Here is a 24,928-nt window from a genome sequence, read left to right as displayed (position 1 = left end):
TGTTAAACAGTATAAATGCTGGTGCAATTGCTCGCGAATTGCCGTAGCCGATCGCTTGCGAAAAGATCGCCTTTTTCTTCCTCATTTTTGAGGGCGCAGGTGTCTTTGCGCCCCCCACTACCTTGAGTCTTAGTTGTCAGCTACAACTTAAAGATCGAAGGAGACTTTGTACTTAGGATCGCTTGGAGGAACATTACGATTCACTAAATCAGAGACTGTTTTGGTATTTTGGATAATTTCCCAACCAACCTCAGAAAAAGTTTCCTTATTGAAGACTTTAGGCGATAACAAAGGATTAGTTAAAGCTTGGGAGAAAGCATCAATGCCAATTATCCGTGCTACTAAAGGCGGAATTGCTGAATTTTCTCGGACATCTTCAGCGTACAATCCGACAAATAATTCAATCTTATCAACATGACCGTACAACTCTTTTAATTTCTGTTGAGCGTATTCGTCACCCGTAATTTGATTGAAATCAGTCACCCTGGGATAACCACACATTTCGCGGTAATCGTTATAACTGGCTAACTGCGCCTGCCGTCCGAGTTTAACAGATGCTAGTTCGGTAGCATCAATAAATGTATAGGGTGTTCCTGCGATCTTAAAATCAGGTGTGTTAAACAAACCAATTCTAGTGCCTGGTTGGGAACAAGTTTCTTCCATCAATGCACCCAACCCTTTATCGATTAACATCTGATTATTCCAGAGGGAATCGTACATGGATTTTTCTTTGCCGTCATAGGTAAAGGTTTCCGGAACTGCACTATGCCAGCGATAGACAAAACTAAACTCAATCGCCATCCAATTTTCTCGATACCAACTTTCCTTCGTAAAAGCTTCAGGATCGGCAAAGAACCTAAAATTATAGGGCGTAATGTGGAAAATGTACTCTTCCATAATGATATTGAGAACAATCACCATGAGAATATTTCTCGCGGTTTGGAAGAGCCTCTCATCGTCCCATTCCGGATAGCTTTTGGACAAAACATCACAAATTCGATTATGCTCCCTGATACATAAAGTGTTGAGCATAACATAGCCAACTTGGACGTTTGCCCGTTCAACTCCCATTGCAAATAGCTTGCCTTTCTTTTCGGGGGGTTGTCTTTTCTCATCATTAAGGGGTGCATGAAGACCTTCAAATTGAGGATCGATAATACCCTGCTCAGGATCGGCATAATAAAAGAGTGGATACTCTTCTTCTACGCCATCTTTGCGCTTGAGTTTTTGGGTTTTAAATTTCCCGTCTTTGAAAGCTCTGAGCATATTTGTTTGTTTGCGGGTCAACCCGTAAACATTACACATATCAATCTGATGGTTGGAGGTGTTTTTGAAGCGGTTTTGCTGATCGATCCGCAGAAAACTATCTGTAAACCACTGCACCCAATAGGGAAATAGCAGAGTCGATTTTTCCGAATAAATGGTTTTTCCGTCTCTTTTTTGGAATAAGGTCTTTAATTTGCCCAGTGGTGGTAAATTCCCTTCTTTGTTAAATTCTGGGTCTGGAGGTAAATGTCGCCCAGTATAAGTCTTGTCTGTAAGTGAATCCCAAGAGATGTAGGTATCAGTTTTCTTGGGAATATCTGTTCCGGGAATTTTGGGATCTAAGCCCATTAAGCTATAGGGAAGCGGGCGAGTCGGAAGTTTGTAAATGATACTATTGAGAAAAAATTTGTTGAGTTTACGTTTCAGAGGCTCGTAACTTTGAACTAAGTTCCAAATTGGTTTGAAATGAGTCAACGTATATGCTAAAGCTTTGTTGCTCAATCCATCTCTAGATGTATCTCTTGTCATGATTGCTTTTCCTTTCGATTGTTGTAGATTAGATCGTCTTCTTATGTTCGGTTCTGAGAGCTTGATAAAGTTTTATCATTGTTTTACATTTTCAATTACTTTTGAGAGAATCTTTTGCAGATTTTTAGGCCGATAGTCTTGGCGTTTTTTCAATCGCTCGATCGTGCTTTCATGAAGATCGTCAATGGTATCCCCCACCTCGCGCCACTTGATTCCTGCCAATTTGAAGAACCCAGGATTGTTTTGAAATGGAACCTTATAATCAGGCTTGATATCCTCAATGGCATCTGGCTCGAATTCAAGCTTCAATTCAAAGTCACTGATTTGATCCAACATCCACTTCAAGACAGCATCGGATAACCCGCGGGATTCTGGCGTACCACCGCCGATGCAGCTATGCGCGCCTGGAAACCAAACTTGACGAAGCTTCTGCTTCGGGGCATCAGGATTTTTCTTCATCAGAGTAACATCAAAGACTTCGCGAATTTCGTCGATCGCAACGGCGTGCAACGCATTCTCAATATCCTTATTTAAAGTGGTGTCGTGGAATTTGTACCTTGTTTTGATCTGTCCCTCAAACTTCTTCAAGGCGGGTACAAGAGGAATACCAAGGGCTCCAACGGTGTCGAAACAACCAAGCAAGGTAATCGGGACGCGATCGCCCCGATCTTTGCCGTTTTCTTTGCGGAACCTCTTTGCTTCCTCATCATTTGGTTTAATGCCTCGGTTACGGTAAAGCTCGTAAGCTTCTGATGCCTTGGTAACATAACGGCGGGATAGGAGACCCGAGCAATAGATCATCCCAGCTAGACTCCTGACTGTGTAAGCACCGCGACTGAACCCGAATAGATAGATTTCGTCACCGCGATCGTAGTTGAAAGAAAGAAAACGATAGGCATCTTGTATATTTTTATCGATTCCCAGCCCAGTAACTCCGCCCACAATCTTGTTACTGTCTACTCCAATTCCCTCGTCATAAAACACAATCTGCGGAACCCCGTCACTGGCTGTCCGTTTCACGGCCTGGGCAAGCCTAACCACATTAGTTGGGCACTGAGTATCTAGTTTGTTCCAAGTTCCATCACAGCAAACTATCAGACGTTTCCCTGGTTTCGTCATTTTTATATTCTCTCTTTGAATTTGAAATTTGAGAGCGACCTGTCTTTGGTAATCGGTTACAAGAGAATTGCCAATTCCGGTGTTTCTATCGCCTGACAGCGATCGCCGATCATTGATTGCTGGAAATCGATATTTTGCTGGCAATCTTTAGCTTTTTCGATTCTCAGGATAGTAGTCTCAAAACACCATCCAGTCTAGTTGGCTGTATTAAAATGTTAATTTTCTTTATATTTCTTAACTAAAAAAAAGAGCGTGAAATAGTAGGTTGGGTTCTGGGAAAATCCTCAATTCTCCTAACAGAAGTAGCGCTCCGACGCCCTAGCTAACAAACCTTGCAACACATTTACGCTCTGCCTTGTCAGTTTGTCAAACAGCTATATCTTATCGATTTGTCCGTTGGCTGCAAGATAATAGTGAGGTATTGGCTACACAGGTATCAGGTTCGATGCTCTGTTGAGGTTAAAATTTGTTTCAGCGACTCTCAGGTTTTCTGCGATCGGCTTGAAGTTTTTAACAATATGTGGGTGTTTCTGGTTTGTCGATCGGCAAATTTGTGCGAAAACTTCCTAGCCCCGGTTAAATTTGAAACTTCCAAAAGTGGGGACGATCGACCGCAGCGACTGGCTACGAGGTTCTCGCACCAAAACCAAAGGCAGAAGAGCAATCAGCCGCACAGTAGCCGAGAGGGCAAACACTGCTCCCAAACTCATGCCCGGAAGTTCGGCAAGAAAGCCACCGGCGGTAGTTCCCAAAGCCCCAGATACTCCCGAAACCGCTGCGCCGATCGCAAAATAAGTCGAAGGTTGCTCGATCGACGCGATCTCCATTTGAATATTGTTAGTACACAGCGCGATCGCGCCTAAAGTCGTTCCCCCCAACAAGTGCAGCAGCGGCAGCCACACCCACAGGGCAAACGGGTAATTTCCCGTACCCAACCACAGCAAAGGCGTTAGGGCCACCACCAGGCCAACAGCAATTAGCAGGGGGCGATTTCCCCAGCGATCGGCCAACTTACCCCAAAACATCAGCAGCAGTAGATTTGCCCCGGAACTTAAGCTGGTGTAAATCGTTACCAAACTCACATCCAAGCTTAAATTTTTCAGCAGGTAGATATTAAAAAAAGGCGCGCTGAGATTAACAGCAAATGTCCACACACTGAAGTAAAGAATAAACATTAAAAAATTAGAATCTTTCAGCACAGAAGGCACAAAATCTGTTATTTGCTTTGCTTTTTTCTCTGTAAGTCGATCGCTCTGTGCATCTTTTTTGTATACCTGCGGATTCACATCAACCATGAAGGATTGACAGCCCAAACTAATCATTCCCGCCAAAACACCCACCAATAAAACAATACCGTAGCCCAAAATTGGGCCGCCGTCCCAAGTTGAGACTTCCAATCCCATCAACGGCACTCCCAGCAAAGTGATGAGGCTGACAGCACTGTTGCGAAAGCCAAAATAGCGTCCCCGCAAGCGCTGAGGAACCACGGCAGCCATCCAACTGAACCAGTTAGAATTGGCAAAAGCTGCCAGCACGCTAGCTGCTACGACTGTTACCAGCGTCCATTGCAGCAGTTGGTGGAGGTCTGCGTGCTGGGAACCCCAAACAATTGCCACCGCCAGCACCAGCCACAGCAGCCGCGACACGCCGAATACAAATAGGTTGTACCAGCGGCGGCTGGTTGTCCGATCTGCGATGTAGGCTCCTAATGGTTGCAGGAGATTTACCACCATCGGAATAGCAGAGAATATACCTATTTCCACGCTACTGGCGCCGAGTTGCAGCAAGAAGTTGCTCAGCAGCACGCCACCGGTCGCCGACTCGAAGACAGCGGCAAAAACGCCGTCTAGAGTTGAGGCTTTCAGGGTCGATCGAACCTCTTGTTTAGAAATTTTGAGATCGGTTTTTGCAGATAAAACGAGCTGAGATATTTGATTGTCTAGTATTTCAGGAGTCTGAAGAGATAGAGGTTCATTTAACTCTGCAACTGGTTCAAACATAAGTAATAGGATTTTAGTCGTAGATTAAAGAAGGGCCCAATCCTGGTGTGGCAAAGGTTTGAGGCTGGCCGATCGTTAAATTATTTTTCACGCGCAGGTGTCAATAAAATTTAATCTTTATGCTCAAAATTTCTGAGCTAGCCTCTTAAGATAAAACCAGCCCCGCCTTCAAGGTGTGAGCTTGAAAGCTAGACTGGCACTTCCGGGTAATGGTTATTAATATAGATGGCAAGCGATCGCTAGGACATCAACCGCTTGGGAGATTTGACACTCCCCAGCCTAAAGGCGTAGGGATTCTTAATTCATCGACTGACCTTTAAGCGCTATGTCCTTTCGGCACTTCTTAAACCTTTCAACCGTACAAAATACCAATTGACGAGTTCAACTCACAGCAACCCGCCTAGGGTCTATCTCCAAAAGCGTACTAGGATATTTACCTAGAGTTGGGGTATGCCCTACCCTACTTAACAACACTAAATAGTTTGTTTCTGTGGTTAAAGGAACTGTGTTAAGCCCCTAGCTGTTTAGAGAGTTTTCGCCGCTCTTTGTCCCCCGGTTTACGCGCCAAAGTGTGTCGTTAACTGTTTTTATGCACTCCGGGCGCAGGAGTCTAACCTTGACAACTCTAGTATACTAGAAATTTCCTGACTTTTAGGAAGGGATTTAAGAAATTAAAGCCGTCCTAGAAGGACAGGGTTTTAGACCCAATTTCCTTGATAAATTTGCCAGTTGTAAAAAAGTAGGTTTTAGGGCTTAACAAGGAAGCGATCGCAGCATTTCGCCTGCCAAAAATAGCTCGAGTTCGGCCTCAAACAACTCCTCCCAAGGGCCAAAACAATTTTCGCCCCAGATCCTCGACTCGGCTCTCAAACCTTTACGGCTAGCTAAATATTGTGAAAAGCGCCCGCACCGGCCCGTAAGCCTTCGGAGTCGGTTGTTGGCGATCCTCTAGGAGAGTTCCGCTAACGCACCTCAACAAAAGTGTGGCTGTGATCGGCAACTGGCAGGACAAAATTATCACTTGACAAAATTTACGCTAACTGATAATAATAGCAAACCCTAGAATTAAACTTAAATGTTTGAGGGGTATCACTGCTAGGGCGTGAGGTCGATCGCCCGCAAATTTACAGATTTCTGCATTTGATCGTGACTAAAACTCAACCTTTATCGGGGTATACGTTGCCAGTATTTGCCTGTGCGGCTGCACTTGCAGCTTTGCGGTGCTTACGCGCAGGTATTCAGTCTCTAGATAGCGTATCAGTAAATTTACTGGAACCGCAAATAACGGCAGAAATTCCGATCGAACAGGCGTCTGTACTCAAGACTGGTACCGCTTTGGGCGTGACTCGCTCCGATCCGGGGGACAATCTCGATCTGACTCGCAATACCCCCGTTTGGGCAATGGTGGAATTGGGGAATTGGGAAGGGGGAGAGAGGGAGAGGGGGAGAGAGGGAGAGGATGGGGGAGAGTCCGAGCAGATTGTGATTCTCGGCGGTGAAGGTATAGGGCGTCACACAGTCGGTGGAGGGGCGGCGATCTATGATTACGCAATGCGGCTGCTGCGATCGAATCTGAGCCTAGACCTCGCACCGTCCGAAAAAATTACTGTCACCCTGATTCTGCCGTCTGGGCGCCAACTAGCCACCCGCACTTCTAACGAAGCTTTCGGCGTGGTAGAAGGACTTTCGCTGCTGGGTACAACTGGCATTTCTCAACCACTGAGTGCCCCCGGACAATTGGAAGTTTACCGCGAACAACTGCAACAAAAAGCCCAACAGTTTGACTGTTTGGTTTTCTGCATCGGCGAAAACGGCTTGGATTTGGCGCGACAACTGGGGATTAATCCTGATAGGCTCGTCAAAACCGCTAACTGGCTCGGCCCGCTGCTGGTAGAAGCCGGATATCAGGGCGTGCAGTCAATTTTGCTGTTTGGCTATCACGGGAAACTGATGAAATTGGCGGCGGGAATTTTTCACACTCACCACCACCTCGCTGACGGGCGCAGGGAAATTCTCACAGCTTACTGTGCTAAGGCTGGAATGCCTGCCGATGCGTGTTCCGCAATTTTTGCCGCAGCGACAGCCGAAGAGGCTCTCGGGCAACTGCGGGCTTTGGACGCCCAAACTGGGAGCAATTGGGTCGATCGAATTTACGGCGACATCGCCCGACAAATAGACTTGCGCTCATCGGATTGCATTTTTACTCACACCAACCGAAGAATCCCCGTGGGATCGGTGATGTTCGGGCGCGATCGCAAAATTATTGTTAAAAGTGACATAGGAGATACATTTTTGACCCAAATTTGTTAATCTAGTGTGAATATCCCTGAATTCTGTTTAAAACATCGGTCAGGGATAATATTTAACAAGTAATAATTCTCTGTCCCTAAACCTTAATTATACTAGGTTGCTTCGGGAAGTTATTTCTGAAGCAAGAATTCAATTAATTAGGGTAAGGATCGAAGTAAATCTATGGCCCTGTACCCGATTAATCGACTAACATCGCTGACGGCAATCTAGTATCAATAAGATTTATTCCTAGCGGCCAAGGGTTCCTAGCCTTCCTTAGAATTGTACTGAGAGCGCGACAGATACGTCCGCTACTTTCTGCCCAATTAGCACTTAGCAATTACGCAATAACCGTGACTACTAAAATAGAAACTGAATCCGTTCTCACAAACTCTTTAATGCAGCAGATCGATCGCCAGATCATCGTGATTCTCGACTTCGGTTCGCAATATTCCGAACTGATTGCTCGTCGAATTCGCGAAACTCAAGTATATTCAGAAGTTATTTCTTACCGGACTACTGCAGAACAGTTAAAAGCTATCAATCCTAAAGGAATTATTCTTTCAGGAGGCCCGAGTTCTGTATACGATGAAAAAGCACCCCACTGCGACCCAGAAATTTGGAATTTGGGAATACCGGTGTTGGGAGTGTGTTACGGGATGCAGTTGATGGTAAAGCAGCTCGGAGGCACGGTTGAGCGCTCTAAATTAGCGGAATACGGCAAGGCATCGCTATTTATTGACGATCCTACGGATTTGCTGACAAATGTCGAAGAGGGAAGCACGATGTGGATGAGCCACGGAGACTCCTGTACTGAACTGCCGACGGGTTTTGAGATCCTCGCTCACACGCACAATACTCCGTCTGCTGCTGTTGCTCACCACGAGAAAAATTTGTACGGGGTTCAGTTTCACCCAGAAGTAGTTCACTCGATCGGGGGAATAGCTTTAATTCGCAATTTTGTTTACCACATTTGCGAGTGCGAACCGACTTGGACGACAGCTACTTTTGTGGAGGAATCGATTCGCGAAATTCGAGATCAAGTGGGGGATAAACGAGTTTTGCTGGCTCTATCCGGCGGTGTAGATTCTTCAACTTTGGCTTTCTTGCTGCACAAGGCGATCGGCGACCAACTTACCTGTATGTTTATCGACCAAGGGTTTATGCGGAAGTATGAACCAGAACGGTTGGTAAAATTATTTAAAGAGCAATTCCACATTGATGTTGAGTATGTTAATGCTCGCGAACGCTTTTTAGCTCAACTTGAAGGGATTACCGATCCTGAAGTAAAACGCAAGCGGATCGGTCACGAATTTATCAACGTATTTGAAGAAGAATCGAAGCGTCTGGGCCCCTTTGACTACCTCGCCCAAGGTACTCTTTATCCTGATGTGATTGAGTCGGCTGACACTAATGCAGACCCGAAAAGCGGCGAGCGAGTGGCTGTTAAAATTAAAAGCCACCACAACGTCGGCGGTTTGCCGAAAGATTTGCGATTTAAGCTGATTGAACCGCTGCGAAAACTGTTTAAGGATGAGGTGCGAAAAGTCGGCCGGTCGATCGGGCTTCCCGAAGAAATCGTGAACCGGCAACCTTTCCCTGGCCCGGGATTGGCGATTCGGATCATAGGAGAAGTTACCTCAGAGAGACTAAATATTTTGCGGGATGCTGACTTCATTGTTCGCCAAGAAATTAACCGGCACGGATTGTACGGTGAACTTTGGCAAGCTTTTGCAGTTTTGCTGCCGATTCGCAGTGTAGGCGTGATGGGCGATCAGCGCACTTATGCTTACCCGATCGTTCTGCGGTTTATTAAGAGTGAAGACGGGATGACGGCTGACTGGGCGCGGGTTCCTTACGATTTGTTGGAACTGATCTCGAATCGGATTGTGAATGAGGTTAAGGGGGTAAACCGGGTAGTTTACGATATTACTTCTAAGCCGCCGGGTACGATCGAGTGGGAGTGATTTGTAGTTAGCGATTAAGTAGGCGGACTAATTTTTTTGTCTGTCTACTTATTGTGATTTTGGATAAAAGGGCGATTCTCCACATTCCGCCCTTTGACTCTCACATTTAGGTATTTTTGACCAAGCCATGAGGTTTGCGTCAATTTTGAGGGAATTCCCAGTCAACAGTGGCTCAAAGGGCAGAATGTGGGTTCTAATTGTTCCACCGCTGCATTGGTTTCAATGTTGTGACTTCGATCACTTGTAACACGGACTTGGTTCACCCAATATTTTCAGTATTATCACGGAAAAAAACCAGCACCATCACTTGCTCTTAGGCGAAACCACGAGATGATTAAGGTGTCGAGTTCAAAACAATCCCATGTATCCAGTTAATCTTCTCCCCGGCGCTATCAACGAATTAATCGCCACTGTCACCGATACTCACCGCGTTACCAAAGCTGACCGCTACGGCATGATGGCCGCCATCCTCGATGAGTCCATCAGTGAAGAAGAACGTGGCTCACTCGATCGTCTGATTCGCTCCCTGGTCAAAGGTAGGATTCAAGTCAGTGATGAACTCTCCATCGTCTCTTGACATTCCCCAGCCATCAGGCGTGGGGATTCTTGGTTCTGGCGACATACCTTAAAACTATCTATCCTTGCGGCAATACTTAAACCAAATATCCGTTCAAAAAAAACCAAATATCGAGCCTAATTTAGTTAGTCCCAGAGGGTTTTATCTCCCCAAGCGTTCGAGAATTACTTCTCATGTTACCGGATGCCCGCTCGGTACGTTTTAACTTCCAAAAATTTACTTTTCTGGTTTTGGCTTACGTTAGTCAGCCTAGCTATAGTCAGCCTAGCTATGTTTTTCGTGGTTTTCCCCACCCACTAACCATTATTATTTTCCGACCCGTCGTTTGAGCTTGGTGTCTCATGTGTATCGGCGGTTATTCTACCTGTGGTATAAGTATCATTGTACTCTACTTTAAATAGAATGCTAGGAAATTTAAAAAATAGATACTAACGCAACTAAAGGATTAAAACAAAAATCGCCAATCAATTAAAGCCGTCCTATTAAGAAGGGGCTTTAGACCCCATTATCTTGGTAAGCAGAAAGCTGGTTGAGAACTCGACACTCTACAATAGCTTTCCCTTGGGAAAGTTTAAACCAGTCACTGATACAACTCTCTAGAAATAGCTTTTTGTATAATGCACTTTTGACACAGGCGATTAACGTTCGCAATTTCATAAACATTATGACGGATACCATCCGGCATCTCATAAAAATTTTTACGGGATGCGGGAAACTCAGCGGCTTTAGCCCGCTCGTGGGAAGCGACACGGGGGACTTCAGTCCCCGTGTTCTTCCTTTCTTAATTAGCCGAATGGTGCGGATCTTCTATGTATTTTTTCACAACTTCACTACTAATATTACCTGCGGTGCTAACAAAATAGCTGCTCGTCCATAAGGACGGCAGCTTTTTTAGTTGTGGAAACTCAGCCCTTAAATGATGGCTAGAACGTCCTTTGAATGCCTTAACGACTAGCGCAGGAGTATCCATCGGATTGACTGCAACGAATAAATGTACATGATCTGGTGCCACTTCTAAAGCTAGAATATCCCAACCTTTCTCAGTCGAGAGTGCTAAAAACAGCTCTCGCAGCCTAGTTGCTATATCTCCAACTAAAACTTTCTTGCGACGCTTGGGTATGAAGACAAAGTGGTAATTAAGTAAGAACTTGACGTGGTTGTGGGTTTTGTACTCCGGGAGAGGCAACATAAAGTTTTGTTGTTATAGCTTGACTTGTCCACTATATCCACCTAAACTGAATAAATCAACTAATTTGCCGGAAAAAGAGGTGGCTAAGCCTAAGAAAACAATGGGAGTACAGCAAGTATTGCTGTCTCCCACCAAAGAAGTTGAGGCAGTGCTAAATTACCTTTGTCGGCAATCTGGTAAGCTGTACAATAGTGCTGTTTATTTTGCTCGCCAGACATTTTTTAAGACTGGAAGGTTGCTGACGGGGAAGTTTGATTTATCTTTTGAACCGTCAATTGCAAAGTCGATGGTTGCTAAGTCGTTACCTTCGACACCCATGCAGCAAACTTTAATGTCGGCAACAGAAGCGTTCAAAAGTTTCAAAGAGCTAAAAGCTTTGTATAACAAGGGTCAACTACATTTTAGACCCAAGCCTCCGAGCTATTTAACAGGTTCTAAATTGTTTAAAGTTGCCTACCCGAATTCTGGTGGATTAAAGCCAGTGCTTGTCGGCGACCAGTTGAGATTTTCTCTGGGTTTAACAGTACGGCGCTGGTTTGGGATTTCTGAAGTATTTTTGCCCATGCCGTCAAATGTTGACTGCTCAAAGGTTAAAGAGTTTACGATTCTCCCGAAGAATGGCGCTTTCTATTTGGAGTTGTCTTACGAAGTAGAATGTCAGCAGCACGCTTTAGATTATAGCCAAGCGCTATCAATCGACTTGGGAACTGCTGACAACTTAGCGGCTTGCGTGGACACGCGGGGAAATTCCTTTTTAATTGATGCTCGCGTTATGAAAGCGATGAATCAGCTTTGGAACAAAAAAGTAGCAACTAGAAAGGAAGGAAAGCCCACGGGTTACTGGGATAACTGGCTAGACCGTGTAACCCGCAAGCGCAATCACCAGATGCGCGATGGCATTAATAAGGCTGCGAAGTTAATTGTTGAACATTGCTTGAAACACGGTATCGGCAATTTAGTAATTGGATGGAACCAAGGTTTTAAGTCTAATGCCGATATGGGTAAGCTGAACAATCAAAAATTTGTTCAGATGCCGTTAGGAAAGCTGAAAGACCGACTAAGCCAATTGTGCAATTTACACGGCATTAAGTTTACTGAAACAGAAGAAGCGTATACGTCTAAAAGTAGTTTTCTTGATGGAGACTCCCTACCCAGATACGGCGAAAAACTGCCTGGGTGGAAAGCATCGGGAAAACGAATTAAACGTGGTTTGTATCGCTCTGCTGATGGAACTGTAATCAATGCAGATCTAAATGGGGCTGCCAACATTCTAAGAAAAGTAGCCAGTAAGTTAGGTGTAAAACTTGACCGACTGTGTAGACGGTGTTTGACCACCGTAGCGAGAGTAAAACTTTGGGTGTTACCTAAAGCTGCTCTGTCCGCAGAATCTCAGCGGCTTCAGCCCGCTTGAGTGTCAACTTTTTTGACCATCTGGGCCCTGCGGTTTTTCCACCCGGCCGGGGCGTGGATGTCAGGCCGCATCCGCACATAAACTTAGCAACCGTCACCTACCTGTTTGAAGGCGTTTTGCTGCATCGTGATAGTGTCGGCAGTGTTCAAGAAATCCGTCAGGCGTGCGGTGAACTGGATGACGGCAGGGCGAGGCATTGTCCACTCCGAACGCACGCCTGACGACGATCGCAGCAAAGAAGCCATCCTGCATGGCATTCAAACTTGGATAGCCCTTCCCCATGAATACGAAGAAACCGACCCCTGGTTTCGGCATCATCCGGCAACTGAACTGCCTGTTTGGGAGGACGCAGGAGTTTCGTTCACCCTGATTGCGGGTGAGGCATACGATCGCACTTCCCCAGTTCAAATATTTTCACCCATGATTTATCTGGACGTGCAACTAACTGCTGGAAGAGAATTTACCTTACCGGGCGATTACAGCGAACAGGCGGTTTACAGCGTAACAGAGGGGCTTGTTATTGATGGAGTGCCTTTACAACAACATCGGTTAGCGGTTCTAAATTCAGGCACGGAAGTAAACATTTCTGCTTCAGCCAATGCTCGTTGTATTGTGATTGGCGGTGAACCTGTTGGCGAGCGACATAAGTGGTGGAATTTTGTTTCGAGTCGGCACTCGCGCATTGAGCAAGCCAAACTGGATTGGAGAGAGGGACGGTTTGCTCAGGTTCCTCAAGAGACAGAGTTTATTCCGCTGCCAGAAGAGCCACCTTCTCAAGCAGAGCAACCGTTGTGAATAACCACAGCGATATTTAAATAAAAAAAACGCCAATTAATTAGGTGAGAATATTGTAGGGTTGATTGATTAATTGTCCCTACAAGTTTAGGATGGTAATTAGATCAAGTCTGAGCGATCGATCGCAATACCTGAGAGTCGGGAGGGTTGACCAATAGTTGCATTAGGAATCCGAGTTCCCGGTGAACCAGTCCCTAAAGGATTGGGATGCTTTCGTAACTATCGGCCTATATTGCGCTTCATGCGATCGAGTTCTTCGTCTGCTTCCCAGCGTTGAAACTTTTCTTCTAAAGGATCGGCCGCATTAAAACTGTTATAATTTGAACTCTGATTCCAACCCTTTGTATCCCAATTTGGCTCTGTTTTAGTGGTAGGGCGAGCTGCCGCTTCTGCCGCTTTTGCTCGGACTTCTTTTCGCCGTACTTGAATTTGGCGGTACAGTTCTTTGGCTTTTTCAATCCGTTCTTTGCAGCCTTGCATTTGACCCCAGCGCTGATTTCCCTGACGCAGCAAAGCTGCTTGTCGCTCTTGGGCGGCTTGAGCTAAATCGAGCCTTTGAGCAGCTTTAGCTTTGTTGATGCGATCGTTCCAGCGCTGAATTTCTTGAGCGGCGGAGAGAATTTCGGCTTGCAGTTTTTTCTCTTGTTTTTGGATATCGAGAATCAGCCGCAGAGTGTCTTCTTCTTGTTCCTTCAGTTGTTCTTCTATTGCCTGCAATTCCAGATGGGGATTGCTACGCAAAAATTCTTCTAATCGGGTTTCTAGAAAGCGGCTGAAATCATCAAATAAGCCCATTTTTTATAATTCCTCAGTCATCAGTTATGAGTCATTAGTCATTGGTCATTAGTTATTAGTCATTGGTTCTTAGTCACTGGATCTCAATTATAGATCCTGAGTTGTTAGTTATAGCAGAAGAAAGTTCGGCAACGAATTGGGAAGCGATTTAACGGATAGAAGGAAGAAGCAATAAGAGCAATGGTTTCAGCAATTAAGAACGTCTTGGCGGTTCCTATATTATAACTGTTTTCACTGCTCGTCATATACAGCCCGATCGCTGCCCGTTACTGATTACCGATGACCTAACTCATAACTAATGACTGATGACTAATGACTCATAACTGATGACTGATTAGAACTTTTGGCCGACAAAAACCGATCGCACATCTCCTCCCTTGCGGATAACTGCTTCTTGATTTTTGATTTCTGCCAGCGTCCAACCGCTAGCGCCGATGCTTTCGCCGACATAAATTCTGCGGGCTACGCCGTCTACTTCAAACAAAGCAGCCGATCGATCGCCCAACTCCAAAATCCCTACCAGCGTGTGCGCGGAAGTCGGGGCGCTGCTGGCGGCAGGTGCGGATTGCTCCGGCGCGGGCGCAGATTGCTGGGCTGCTGGGGGCGCTGGTGCCGGTTCGGTTTCGCGAGCCAAAATCTTTGGCTGGGGAGACTCCGAGGGGGAAGGGGAAGCGGCGACGGGATCTCGACTGCCTGCGGCGGCGATCGCACGACCGGATGCTGGAGCAGCAGGCGAGGGGGAAACTGCGCCGGTTTGAGGAGCAGCCGGAGCAGCCGGAGCAGCCGGAGCAGCAGCCACCTGAGCAGGCGGAGCCACAGTCACCTGAGCGGGGGGAGGGATGACTACGATTTGGGGTGCTGGTGCTCCCGGCTGTGCGCCGGCTTGTTCTAGGGCATCAGCGATGCGGTTGACTGCTGTCGAAAGACCTGCGGTTGCCGGCGGCGCGCCGGAAATTGAAATGCTCGGCAGCGTCCCTGGGGTGGGGGCTGCGGGAACTGCTGCAAGTTGCGGGTTAGCCTGGGGTGCTTTTTTTTGTTCGATCGCTTCTAGGGAGCGCTGCACGTATTCGACAAACGGGGTGTCGGGTGCTGTTTTGCCACTTGCTACCGGCGTCTCTGGTGCAGGGGCGGCGGGCAAGCGCACGAGTCCCGACCTGCTTGCGAGCCATAACCCCATGACTAGCAGCAGCGACCCACATGCTGCTCCCAGCAGGATTCTGTCGAATGATTGTTTGGACTGCTGTTTTTTGGCTGTTTCTAGGGCGACTTGGCGGGCGATCGCTTCTACGTCTTTTTCGTCCCGCTGCGGCTGGGGGGGTGCCAACTGCGACAAAACTATTTGAGGTACCGAGATCGACTTGAGCGCCACGAATTCTGGCTGCACGGGCTCGGATGGCAGTCCGCCACTGCCGTCGAATGCTCGATCGACTCCTTCAAACAGTTCGTCCATCAACCGATCGGCGTAGGACTCTACTGCCACTGCTTCGGCTGGCACTGTTTCGACGGTCGCAACCACGGCGATCGGCTCTGACGCTGATTCCAAAGACATCTGTTTGGCGATTACTTTTTGAGGCATAGTTTTCTGTTTGCTCCCGCTCCTCGACAACCCTGAGATTCTCAACTTCAGACTTCTACAGGATACTTGTGATGTTGACCAATTCTTGGCTCAGAACAGGTCAATTGTATCTCACTCATCACCATATTTTTAGTCCTCGGCCAACTTACTTTGCCCGATCGACTTTTGTTTTACCTGTTTTGGGCCTTTTCGCCCCTGTTTTCTGCTGCCAGTCTTATTTGCTTACCCTGACTTTTAGTGCATATTCTACTGCTTTTGTCAACCCCACCCTCCGGGGCTTCGCAGTTTTTGACACACAGCTTTACTTGAGGCTCAATCGATTTTAGATTTTAGATTTTAGATTTTAGATTTTAGAATTGAAGAAAGCGACCCCACGAATGAATCCGGGGGCTGGTACCCTGGCTGCTTTCGATCAGCTTGCTTGACAGTAGTAACAGGTTGCAGATTTTCTCATAACTCATGGCTGCAACAGTGGTAACAACCGCTGTAATTCCCCACAAGCTGCCTGAAGCGATCGCGGCGCATCTTCTGGTAAGCTCTGAGAATAACATCGATCGGCTAAATCCTCAACAGCGGTTTTGCAAACAGCCTCATTATTCTCAAATTTTGCATAAGCATCCTCTTCATTCACAGTTTCTCCCTGCAAGTAGTGTATCCAAGTCTCAATATTGCGCTTGGGAACAAAAATCGCGATCGCTTCATTCGGTTCCCTATTTTTCTGCTTATCTTGATTAAGGACACTAGCTAACTCATTAAGTCTGGCTTCCAGCGTACCCGTATCTGCATCAATTAACACAACTAATCCAATCGCCACCCGGTTTTTATTCTGGCGATAAGCTTTCACTTCCTCCGGATACTAACTGCGTACATACTGTTCTCCAGATTGGCTACCTTTCGGACAAATATTAGCCCGAAATCTACCTGTAAAACCTCTCCTTTTTAGGAAATAACGCGCAAAAACCTCCTGTTGTCTGTCCTCGCAGAGAATGACAATCTGAACTCTACGCTGACTCATTCAACCATCCCCGTGCAATCAGTTCAGAAACTGGCAATCCCGAATTGTCCGCTACTTCCTTGCTAATTCGTTTGAGTCGAACAGCAGCATTGCTTTGACGCTCAAACCAATAGCCAATCGGTGAAGCTAAAAGATAGTTAATTAACTCAGGATGGTGAGAAATTAGTAATGTTTGAAGTTTTCCCTCGCTACAAAGGTCATAAAGCTCAATCAGCCAGGGTTGAATTTCTGGCAAGGCTAAAAAGTTTTCCGGTTCATCAATCCACAAGGTATAATCTTCAGATTTAGTACCGTAAATCAGCGCGTATAAAGCAACTAATGTTTTTTGTCCGTCCGACAATTCTCTGAGACGATATTCAATTGGCTTGCTGTTATCTGTTTGTCTTGAAAACCGCAGTTTTAACACCACATTATCTTCGCTTACTCGCTCAAACTTAAAATTGTTGAATCCATCCAACACATCTCTTAAAATATTTCCAATCTCAGCAACTTTACCTTGGTCTTCAGATAAGTAGCGATACCAAGAAACAAAATTTTCCATCTTAGGACTCAAACGCATTTGTTCTTGGCTACTTTCATCAACCATCAAGCTGGGAACAACTTGCACGATGATAAATCGCGCCATCCGTTCTCTAAACCAAGTTAACTTCGTGTTGTCGTTTCTTGGCATTAATGAAGGCAGAATAGATTGCGACCAGTCAAACTGGTATTTCGGGCCCGGTGAATAATCATCTCGATAGAGTTGAACTTCGCCGAATTCAAATTGTAGTAAAGGCTGGTTATCAAAGAGCAGACTCTCGTACCTAACACGACATTTATCTCCATACTCATCGATTTGTAATTGATATGTGTAGCAGCCGTCATTACCGAGAATTTCTAGCTCGAAACGCTGAATTTGTAAGGTTTGCCAGCGGGTGAAGTCCGCAGGTCTGAAAATTCCTTCTACCTTACTCTCACCGCTGACTAATGCTTGGATTTTCTGCAAGACTTCAAAAACTGTTGATTTACCCGATCCGTTAGAACCCAGAAATAGATTAATGGCATCAAAATCTAGTTCAAAATTTACCAAACAGCGAAAATTGTCAATATATATTCGTTTCAGCATGGGATTTTTTCACTCATAATTCCTCTAGCTCCTGTCATTGTTAACAGGAGCTAAACACAAGACTCGGACAACCCTAAATTAACCCACCCGTTCAGCTAATTCCAACCAGCGCTCAGTCGCCCGATCGATCTGCTGCGTCAACTGAGCCAAACGATCCGATAACTTCTTCACCTCGGCAAACCCGCTGGGAGCATTGTTAGACAACCTCTTTTCAATCTCTTGTTTCTCAGCTTCCATCTGCGGAATTTGACTTTCTAATTGTTCGTATTCCCGCTTCTCATTGAAGGAAACCTTGGTAGTTTTTTGATTGGAATTTGTGGATTTTGAATTGTTAGATTCAGCCGTGCGTGTAAGTTTTTCTTTTTCTTTTTGCCCTTTGATTTCCTTTGCTTCTTCGGCTTTCTTGTAGTCTAAATACACCGAATAATTGCCGGGATACAAGCGCAAATTGCCCCCAGGCTCCAAGGCGAAAACCATGTCGATCGTGCGATCGAGAAAATAGCGATCGTGGGACACCACAATCACGCAGCCGTTAAAATCTTCGAGATAATCCTCCAAAACCGCCAAAGTCTGCACGTCCAGGTCGTTTGTCGGTTCATCCAAAATCAGCACATTCGGCGCACTCATCAGGACTTTCAACAGAAATAACCGGCGCTTTTCCCCGCCCGAAAGTTTGTTAATCGGTGCATACTGTTGGTTGGGTGGAAACAGAAACTTTTCCAACATTTGAGAAGCAGTAATGATTTCCCCATCCGCCGTTTGCACCAACTCGGCTACACTTTTCAAGTATTCAATAACTCGCTGGTCTTCGTTCGGCGTCAAATCCTCTGAATGCTGGTCAAAATAACCGATATGAATGGTTGTGCCAATTTCGACAGTACCCGAATCCGGCTGAATGCGTCCGGTGATGATATCCATCAGCGTCGATTTTCCCGCACCGTTGCAGCCAATAATTCCTATCCGGTCTTCTGGAGTGAAATTGTAGGTAAAATCTTTAATTAAAGTGCGATCGCCATAGGCCTTAGAGATATTCAGTAACTCAATCACCTTCTTACCAATCCGGCGGCCGGCTGTGGCAATTTCGACTTTGCCGTTGGCTGTTTTGAACTCCTGGGCTCGCATATCTTTAATGCGATCGATCCGAGCTTTTTGCTTGGTACTCCGCGCCTTCGGCCCTCGTTTGAGCCATTCCAATTCGCGCCGCAATACACCCGCGTGTTTGCGAACACTGCTGGCGGCGGATTCTTCAGCTAAGGCTTTTTTCTCCAAGTAATAAGCGTAATTGCCAGCATAATTGTAAAGGTCGCCGCGATCGATCTCCAGGATGCGATTGGTAACGCGATCGAGAAAATAGCGATCGTGCGTAATCAGTAGCAAAGCACCGCGATAGCCGTTCAAATAGTTCTGCAACCACTCCACAGACAGCGCATCCAAGTGGTTTGTCGGTTCATCCATCAGCAACACATCGGGCTCGGACAACAAAGCCGTTGCTAAGGCAATTCGCTTGCGGTAGCCGCCGGACAAATCGGCAATTTTCGCATCAAAATCCTCAATCCCCAACTTGGTCAAAATCAATTTCGCCTTGGTTTCCAAGTCCCACGCATCCACCTCATCAATGCGTTCAGACACTGCAGACAGACGCGCCATCAACTTGTCTGTATCGCCTTTGCCGTGGGACAATTGATCGGAAATTTCCTCGTATTCGCGCACTAAAGCCATTTGTTCGCCACTGTCAGCAAATACTTGCTCTAAGACAGTGTGATTTTCGTCTAAATCCGGCTGTTGGGGGAGATAGACAATTGTAGACCCTGGATTGACCCAGCGATCGCCAGAGTCGATCGACTCCATACCCGCAATCATTTTCAGCAGGGTTGATTTGCCGGAACCGTTTGTGCCGATGAGTCCGACTTTATCGCCTTCATCGAGGCTGAAACTGGCATCTGTCAAGAGTTCCTTGATGCCGAAGTCTTTTTTGATCGATCGTAGAGTAAAAATAGTCATGAGTATATAAAATTATTTACCTAACTTTTGACATCGATAAGCGAATTGCGGTATTTTAAGTTATATCATATATTGTAACGCATCTGCAATACAATTATAGGAACAATCTAGACTAAAAAAGTGAATGTTCCAAATAGATTTCACACGAGACGCTTTGTTTTTCTATGATATCAGAAGTAGGACTATCAAAAAGGTGTGATTTTCAGTTTAACTGGGACACTTGATATGGTTTCATCCAAACTAATCTTGAGGTGGCGAGGGCCAAAATGAAAATAGATCGTATTACAAGCAATCCAAAGCGGATGAACGGGCAACCATGTATTCGCGATCTTCGGCTTACTGTTCGTCGGGCGATCGAGCTGCTAGCAACTTATCCCGATCGAGAAGAACTACATCAAGAGTTTCCAGAACTAGAGGATGAAGATATCCGACAAGCTCTAATTTTTGTATCCTCTTACCTGGACGATCGCATCATTGAGCTACCTAATCGCTAGTGAGTTAACTACTATTACAACTGAATAAACCGCTTTTTTACATTATTTCATACAAAACACTAAATTGGGTATGACGAGGAGATTGACAAACAAAAAACCTAGGCGGTAAAATGAGGAAAAAAGCACGGATAATTCCCAAATGAACGATCGATCCTCAGCAGATTTGATATCACCCGCAGAGTTACACCGCCAGCTTAATGACTTACTCAAGCAACTATCACCAGAACGATTACAGGTGCTTGCTGATTTTGCGGCTTACTTAGCAAATGCTGAAAGCGAAGCTGCAACTCAAGAACTTTTGGAAATTTCTGGATTGCTAGAGCGAGTTAAGCAAAATCAAGCAACTCCTAAAACTGATTACACAACCTGGAGAAGTCTTCGCTCCGATGTATGAAGTTCTTCTCCATCCTGATGCTCAAAAGGTTTATGTCAATGCTGACACAGCCCTAGCGAAGAAAATTGCCCGATGTTTGGAGCAGTTAGAACAAACTCCTCAGTTGCACCCTAACATTAAAGCCCTCAAAGGAGATTATGCAGGGTACTATCGCTACCGAATCGGGGACTACAGAGTGATTTACTCGATCGACGATGAAGTGGTGCAGGTATTTGTTGTGGCGATCGCTCATCGCAGTCAAGTCTATGAACCGTGAGGGCGAGTTAGTCAGCCCAGCAACAAGAGCGATCAATTTAATCAGTAAACCATCGACTCCATACCCGCAATCATTGTCAGCAGCGTTGATTTCCCGGAACCGTTTGTGCCGATGAGTCCGACTTTATCGCCTTCATCCAGGCTGAAGCTGGCATCTGTCAAGAGTTCCTTGATGCCGAAGTCTTTTTTGATCGATCGCAGAGTAAAAATAGTCATCAGTATAGAAAGTCATTTACCTAACTTCACTTTAGTGTAGCATGGTGTTGCGTGTATTAATTGCATTATTTCGGAATCGTATTGCGTCTTGTACCGCATCTTCGATCTAACTCTAAGTTAGAGCTAAATGTTGAGCGATTGTTGTTTTATATTTTCTATTCCGATTCAATTATCATCTCAGGTTTCCAGTGATGAATTTAGATGAAAGAAAACTAGCAGTTAGGCATTTTTACGAGCTGTTTTGCGAAGCGAACGCTGAGACTTCTTTATACGAGACAGTAGTCCACAATAAATGCCCTGACGTTTGCCCAATCTATCAAAAAATTGCCCGTCTTAAATTGTTAGCAATATCTGTTTCTTCAGGTTTCGATTGTATAGAAATTGAGAGAATACAGCAGAATATCCCTCAAACTGTTACTGATGCTTTCGACCGTCACTTCTGGTATTCCCAGTGGACTCTTAGTGAATTATCTCTCGTAAAAATTCCGATTGCTGAACAAGACACATTTTTTTTGTTTGTTGTAGGGTTGTGTGATGATGGTTGGGAAAACAATGCTAGGTTTATCGAAATTTTTGCCCAAAAAGGCGAGTTTCTCGGCGCAACAGATTTGTACTGCGATCGAGCAGTGAAATGGAGAGAAAAACAATTCACCAATCAGGACTATAGAGACATTAGAGGCGAGCCGCCGCCTCCTTGGTCGGGAGATATTCCTAACGATTTATCTTACCGCGAACCTTTATCGTCAGAAGAAATACTCGACGAGAATCTGTCTTGCTTGTCCTTAGAGACTCTGTACTACCATGAACCTTTATGGTCTGAAGAAATGTTGTGGCAATCTGCTATAAAAATTGAGAATGAAGGGGCAGTTATTCGTTATGTTCTTCCCGCTCAAACTTACGGTATTTAATTTCCTGTTTTGATATTAAACCGATTCATTTACAGCAAGTCATGGAAGAATTACTGAGTCAGCTTAAACAGCTAGGATTCTATCGATATGAAGAATCGGAAACGATCGAAATATTGGAGAGGCTTTCAATCCAAACATCCTCACCTTGGGTGTTCGATGGAAAATACCAATACGATTCTTTAGATACGGTGACAGAAAGCGATGGAGTATATATCAACGAAGGCTTATTGTGGTTAGACGCTCCGCATCCTCAATACAGTCTTTGCTTCCTTAGCAGAGAAGACTTATCCGAATGTGTTTACGCCTATGCACTTGAGGAACTCAAACCTATTTTAGAAAGAGCTGGTGCGATCGTCAATGACATTGATGAGTTTGAAGCAGATAATGGTGATTCCTTTTTAAGGCTTAATGAAGTTGACTACCTTATTTGTCCCTCAGCAGTAAATTCATTTGCTACACGTACTATTGACAAGTGGAATTTTGTCACAGCGAAAACTTTGCTAGCAGCAAACAACTTATTAGCACACGCTCAGTCAGAGGAAATAATTTATGTAGTTAGAGAGTTAGATGAAGATGGTTTATATATCGCAATTTTAACATCTAAAATGTTTGGATTAATTCATGAAAATTCACTATTAATAAATGAGCTAAAGCCTCAAAAAATAGAAACTTACTTTGCACAGTATCTTGATATGTCTAGATATCAACCTTAATAACATGAGCGATATCGATAATATTAAAATGCCAAATTACGATCGCTTTGAAGTGCGAATTAATCGAACATCTTTGCCTTGGACATTAGGCAATAAACTTGATGTAGCTGAGATTCATATCAACCATCAACCGCTAATAGAATTAGTGCGCCAAGTTGAAGAACCACTTGTTAGAGCAGAGATTCAGGAGCGGCGATCGGCAGGAGAGACTATTGATGAATCAGATTTTCCACCGGGAGATTACTTATACTTACCACCTTCTAGGATTCTGCTGCCCTCACGAAACTTGCTCGACGAGCCTTGGCATTGTGGATTTGAGTTGCAATCTAACGATCCACAGGCTGGGAAAGCGATTGTTTTAGGTTGCACTTGTGGGGTGATTCAGTGCTGGTTTATGCAGGTTAGGATCGCACTTAATGAATCTACTGTTGAGTGGGCAGATTTTGGTCAGTTTCATCGTGATTGGCAATATAGTCTAGGACCATTTAAGTTTGACCGAGAGCAATATGAATCTGAACTGTGCAAATCGTATGTATGAAGTTCTTCTCTATCCTGATGCTCAAAAGGTTTATGTCAATCTGGATCGTCCACGCCTTCCAATGTACTATAATTTAGATACCAACCTTTGTTGGAGTATTTTTTTATGTCCTTGCAAGAGCTTAAAGAAAAAGCCAGCCAACTATCAGTCAGCGATCGCCTTGCCCTGCTAAGTGCGATCGTTCAATCCCTGCAAAGTACACCAGAAATCGAGAATTGGCAATATTTAATTGCACGTCCTCATCCTTGGCGCAAACAACTTTACATTAAGGGACGTAAATTACTGGCATCGACTATTTGGCGAGACATGACTGCCAATGGGATGTCACCCGAACAAGCTGCCAAAAATTGGGATTTACCCCTGTCTGCTATCTATGAGGCGATTCATTACTGTCAGAATCATCAGGAACTCCTAAAATTAGAAGCAGACGAGGAACGCTATCGATTGGAAGCAAAAAAAGTCCAACTTGAGCCGACGAATGCTGCTTGACGAAGATTCTCAAGCAAAATATTTAGTCAATAAGTAAAGAGGCTGAATGAAAACCGATCGCCCTACCAATTGACCAAATCACCAAATTCTGCCAACAGTGGCAAATCATCGAACTCTCGCTCTTTGGTTCGATCCTTCGTGACGACTTTCATGCAGACAGCGACATCGATATCCTAGTGGCTTTTGCCCCCACGGCCGACTGGAGTTTACTCGATCGCGCCCAAATGCAGGAAGAACTCGAAGCAGTGCTAAGTAGACGAGTCGATCTAATCAGTAAACGGGCGATCGATCGCAGTTCCAACTGGATTCGCCGCCTTTGAAATTCTCTCTACTGCTCAAACTATTTATGTCAAATAGCTGCGATCGCGCTTCCTTAATCGATCGCTCTTTTTATTTCAACAACTGCTTCTGCCGTTTTACCCGTTGCGCGATCGAATATTGTTAGGGAGATGTGCCTATCAACTGCTTCAACAGATGGCTGAAATGAAATTGACTCATGCCCAGCAATTGAGCTAAACCTGCAAGCTTAATATCTTGATTCAGATGTTCGTTGATTTACTCAGTTTGCGTTTCTGATTTTATTGTACTTCGCCAGTGAGATCGCTATCTCTGGGGTGCTTTTGAGAACTGGCATTGCAAGCCCTAGCTTGATTGTGCCTAGATAGCAATCACTTTTGAAGTCATTGTAGAAATATAAAGTTTTAATTTTAATAATTTTCCCTGACTTTACTTCGCTTGGTGTCCAACTTAAAGATGCAACAGACAGCAGCCACCTTGAAATGGCTGGCATAGGCACCTTACTTGTATCTAGAGACGGGCAGTTTCAATAAGATCTTCTCTACCTTTAGGAAGAGATAAATCCGCCCCGATCTAACGCCACAAAAATAATCTTTTGAGTAAAAAGGCGGGGGTGGAAAGTACGAATGCAGATTGTAGGGTTTCCTTGCCTGTCATTCCCAAGTGCGATCGCCGAAGATAAGAGTATAGAAATTAAACGGCTGGTTTTCACCCGCCCTTACACAAAATGAACTCACAACTAGAACAACAAGTAACAATTCTACAAGACGAAACAGCAGCGGCAGGGAATTCAGCCAACCCAACAGTTGAAACTCATGTATTTGCCTCAGAATTTGCCACAGAGGAAAAAGTCAGAGTGGAAGAATTTAAGATTAGCGGCGACAGCCTAATTGGTAAAGTCAAAGAACTAATTCACTGTCGTTTAGACTAAATAAAGATGAGAACGGTGGCAAAAGAAGAACTAGAGCCACCGCGCCGGGAGAGAATAAGG

The 24,928-nt window shown here is 45.1% G+C and carries 25 protein-coding genes and 1 pseudogene; 15 read left to right on the top strand and 11 right to left on the bottom strand.

Translation table 11 applies throughout. The features are described 5' to 3' along the window. Positions 1-147: 147 nt before the first annotated feature. From QUB16_RS25630 to QUB16_RS25620, 3 genes are all read right to left on the bottom strand, one after another. Positions 148-1,794: a peroxidase family protein gene (locus QUB16_RS25630; protein ID WP_333320489.1), complete on the bottom strand. Its 1,647-nt coding sequence runs from the start codon at positions 1,792-1,794 to the stop codon at positions 148-150. Positions 1,795-1,869: 75 nt separating this feature from the next. After that, the gene (locus QUB16_RS25625) at positions 1,870-2,913 is read right to left on the bottom strand and encodes a DUF2235 domain-containing protein (protein WP_333320487.1); all 1,044 of its coding nucleotides are present in this window, start codon (positions 2,911-2,913) and stop codon (positions 1,870-1,872) included. A gap of 566 nt (positions 2,914-3,479) precedes the next feature. Further along, the gene (locus tag QUB16_RS25620) at positions 3,480-4,913 is read right to left on the bottom strand and encodes an MFS transporter (RefSeq protein ID WP_333320485.1); all 1,434 of its coding nucleotides are present in this window, start codon (positions 4,911-4,913) and stop codon (positions 3,480-3,482) included. Between the two features lie 1,146 nt (positions 4,914-6,059). Between QUB16_RS25620 and cbiD the strand changes: the two genes are divergently transcribed. From cbiD to QUB16_RS25605, 3 genes are all read left to right on the top strand, one after another. Next, complete coding sequence (gene cbiD / locus QUB16_RS25615; RefSeq protein ID WP_333320483.1) at positions 6,060-7,223, top strand: cobalt-precorrin-5B (C(1))-methyltransferase CbiD; 1,164 nt, start codon at positions 6,060-6,062, stop codon at positions 7,221-7,223. A 332-nt stretch (positions 7,224-7,555) separates the two neighbouring features. Then, positions 7,556-9,169 (top strand): glutamine-hydrolyzing GMP synthase, encoded by a 1,614-nt coding sequence (guaA, locus tag QUB16_RS25610; protein ID WP_445251167.1) that lies wholly within the window; start codon positions 7,556-7,558, stop codon positions 9,167-9,169. 361 nt (positions 9,170-9,530) lie between these two features. Next, the gene (locus tag QUB16_RS25605) at positions 9,531-9,746 is read left to right on the top strand and encodes a hypothetical protein (protein WP_333054638.1); all 216 of its coding nucleotides are present in this window, start codon (positions 9,531-9,533) and stop codon (positions 9,744-9,746) included. A 781-nt stretch (positions 9,747-10,527) separates the two neighbouring features. Here QUB16_RS25605 and tnpA read toward each other — a convergent pair. After that, positions 10,528-10,935, bottom strand: coding sequence for an IS200/IS605 family transposase (tnpA, locus tag QUB16_RS25600; RefSeq protein WP_333148224.1), 408 nt, complete (start codon positions 10,933-10,935; stop codon positions 10,528-10,530). Positions 10,936-11,014: 79 nt separating this feature from the next. Between tnpA and QUB16_RS25595 the strand changes: the two genes are divergently transcribed. Genes QUB16_RS25595 through QUB16_RS25585 form a run of 3 tightly spaced genes read left to right on the top strand, consistent with a single transcriptional unit; the run spans position 11,015 to position 13,141 of the window. Continuing rightward, positions 11,015-12,346 (top strand): transposase, encoded by a 1,332-nt coding sequence (locus QUB16_RS25595; protein WP_333320481.1) that lies wholly within the window; start codon positions 11,015-11,017, stop codon positions 12,344-12,346. Beyond that, positions 12,343-12,567: a pirin family protein gene (locus QUB16_RS25590; RefSeq protein WP_333320479.1), complete on the top strand. Its 225-nt coding sequence runs from the start codon at positions 12,343-12,345 to the stop codon at positions 12,565-12,567. The genes QUB16_RS25595 and QUB16_RS25590 overlap by 4 nt, the downstream gene beginning before the upstream one ends. Continuing rightward, entirely contained in the window at positions 12,524-13,141 is a 618-nt protein-coding gene (locus tag QUB16_RS25585) for a pirin-like C-terminal cupin domain-containing protein (protein WP_333320477.1), read from the top strand. Before QUB16_RS25590 ends, QUB16_RS25585 begins: the two co-directional genes overlap by 44 nt. Before the next feature lie 219 nt (positions 13,142-13,360). Here QUB16_RS25585 and QUB16_RS25580 read toward each other — a convergent pair whose 3' ends face one another. From QUB16_RS25580 to QUB16_RS25560, 5 genes are all read right to left on the bottom strand, one after another. Then, on the bottom strand, positions 13,361-13,936 hold the full coding sequence (locus QUB16_RS25580; RefSeq protein WP_333109128.1) for a TIGR04376 family protein: 576 nt from the start codon (positions 13,934-13,936) through the stop codon (positions 13,361-13,363). 334 nt (positions 13,937-14,270) lie between these two features. Next, the gene (locus tag QUB16_RS25575; protein ID WP_333320475.1) at positions 14,271-15,512 is read right to left on the bottom strand and encodes a hypothetical protein; all 1,242 of its coding nucleotides are present in this window, start codon (positions 15,510-15,512) and stop codon (positions 14,271-14,273) included. Between the two features lie 457 nt (positions 15,513-15,969). Then, on the bottom strand, positions 15,970-16,356 hold the full coding sequence (locus QUB16_RS25570; protein WP_333320473.1) for a hypothetical protein: 387 nt from the start codon (positions 16,354-16,356) through the stop codon (positions 15,970-15,972). Positions 16,357-16,513: 157 nt separating this feature from the next. Continuing rightward, positions 16,514-17,632, bottom strand: a complete 1,119-nt coding sequence (locus QUB16_RS25565) for an AAA family ATPase (RefSeq protein ID WP_333320471.1) — start codon at positions 17,630-17,632, stop codon at positions 16,514-16,516. 78 nt (positions 17,633-17,710) lie between these two features. Next, the gene (locus QUB16_RS25560) at positions 17,711-19,633 is read right to left on the bottom strand and encodes an ABC-F family ATP-binding cassette domain-containing protein (RefSeq protein WP_333320469.1); all 1,923 of its coding nucleotides are present in this window, start codon (positions 19,631-19,633) and stop codon (positions 17,711-17,713) included. A gap of 266 nt (positions 19,634-19,899) precedes the next feature. Between QUB16_RS25560 and QUB16_RS25555 the strand changes: the two genes are divergently transcribed. The 3 genes from QUB16_RS25555 (at position 19,900) to QUB16_RS25545 (ending at position 20,777) form a co-directional block, all read left to right on the top strand. Further along, entirely contained in the window at positions 19,900-20,127 is a 228-nt protein-coding gene (locus tag QUB16_RS25555) for a DUF433 domain-containing protein (RefSeq protein ID WP_333054627.1), read from the top strand. Positions 20,128-20,266: 139 nt separating this feature from the next. Continuing rightward, entirely contained in the window at positions 20,267-20,521 is a 255-nt protein-coding gene (locus QUB16_RS25550; RefSeq protein WP_333237553.1) for a hypothetical protein, read from the top strand. Next, positions 20,514-20,777 carry a type II toxin-antitoxin system RelE/ParE family toxin gene (locus QUB16_RS25545; protein WP_333314892.1) on the top strand — a complete coding sequence of 88 codons (264 nt, stop codon included), beginning with the start codon at positions 20,514-20,516 and terminating at the stop codon, positions 20,775-20,777. The genes QUB16_RS25550 and QUB16_RS25545 overlap by 8 nt, the downstream gene beginning before the upstream one ends. Before the next feature lie 56 nt (positions 20,778-20,833). Here QUB16_RS25545 and QUB16_RS25540 read toward each other — a convergent pair. After that, positions 20,834-20,992, bottom strand: a pseudogene (locus QUB16_RS25540) (ATP-binding cassette domain-containing protein); the annotation flags it as partial. A 191-nt stretch (positions 20,993-21,183) separates the two neighbouring features. Here QUB16_RS25540 and QUB16_RS25535 point away from each other — a divergent pair. From QUB16_RS25535 to QUB16_RS25515, 5 genes are all read left to right on the top strand, one after another. Next, the gene (locus QUB16_RS25535) at positions 21,184-21,900 is read left to right on the top strand and encodes a hypothetical protein (protein WP_333146127.1); all 717 of its coding nucleotides are present in this window, start codon (positions 21,184-21,186) and stop codon (positions 21,898-21,900) included. Between the two features lie 41 nt (positions 21,901-21,941). Continuing rightward, positions 21,942-22,613, top strand: coding sequence for a hypothetical protein (locus tag QUB16_RS25530; protein ID WP_333320466.1), 672 nt, complete (start codon positions 21,942-21,944; stop codon positions 22,611-22,613). A gap of 4 nt (positions 22,614-22,617) precedes the next feature. Beyond that, positions 22,618-23,151 (top strand): hypothetical protein, encoded by a 534-nt coding sequence (locus QUB16_RS25525; protein ID WP_333146123.1) that lies wholly within the window; start codon positions 22,618-22,620, stop codon positions 23,149-23,151. A 105-nt stretch (positions 23,152-23,256) separates the two neighbouring features. Then, complete coding sequence (locus QUB16_RS25520) at positions 23,257-23,640, top strand: hypothetical protein (RefSeq protein ID WP_333146121.1); 384 nt, start codon at positions 23,257-23,259, stop codon at positions 23,638-23,640. A gap of 56 nt (positions 23,641-23,696) precedes the next feature. After that, on the top strand, positions 23,697-23,960 hold the full coding sequence (locus QUB16_RS25515) for a nucleotidyltransferase family protein (RefSeq protein ID WP_333146171.1): 264 nt from the start codon (positions 23,697-23,699) through the stop codon (positions 23,958-23,960). A 121-nt stretch (positions 23,961-24,081) separates the two neighbouring features. Here QUB16_RS25515 and QUB16_RS25510 read toward each other — a convergent pair whose 3' ends face one another. Next, a complete protein-coding gene (locus tag QUB16_RS25510; protein WP_333146169.1) occupies positions 24,082-24,183 on the bottom strand; it encodes an AraC family transcriptional regulator in 102 nt (33 codons plus the stop codon). Positions 24,184-24,664: 481 nt separating this feature from the next. On the opposite strand from QUB16_RS25510, the gene QUB16_RS25505 reads away from it, so the two are divergent. Then, on the top strand, positions 24,665-24,868 hold the full coding sequence (locus QUB16_RS25505; protein ID WP_333320464.1) for a hypothetical protein: 204 nt from the start codon (positions 24,665-24,667) through the stop codon (positions 24,866-24,868). Positions 24,869-24,928 lie beyond the last annotated feature (60 nt).

Origin of the sequence: Microcoleus sp. D3_18a_C4, assembly GCF_036702415.1 — a bacterium.
GTDB lineage: Bacteria > Cyanobacteriota > Cyanobacteriia > Cyanobacteriales > Microcoleaceae > Microcoleus.
This window is presented reverse-complemented; position numbering and strand designations above follow the sequence as displayed.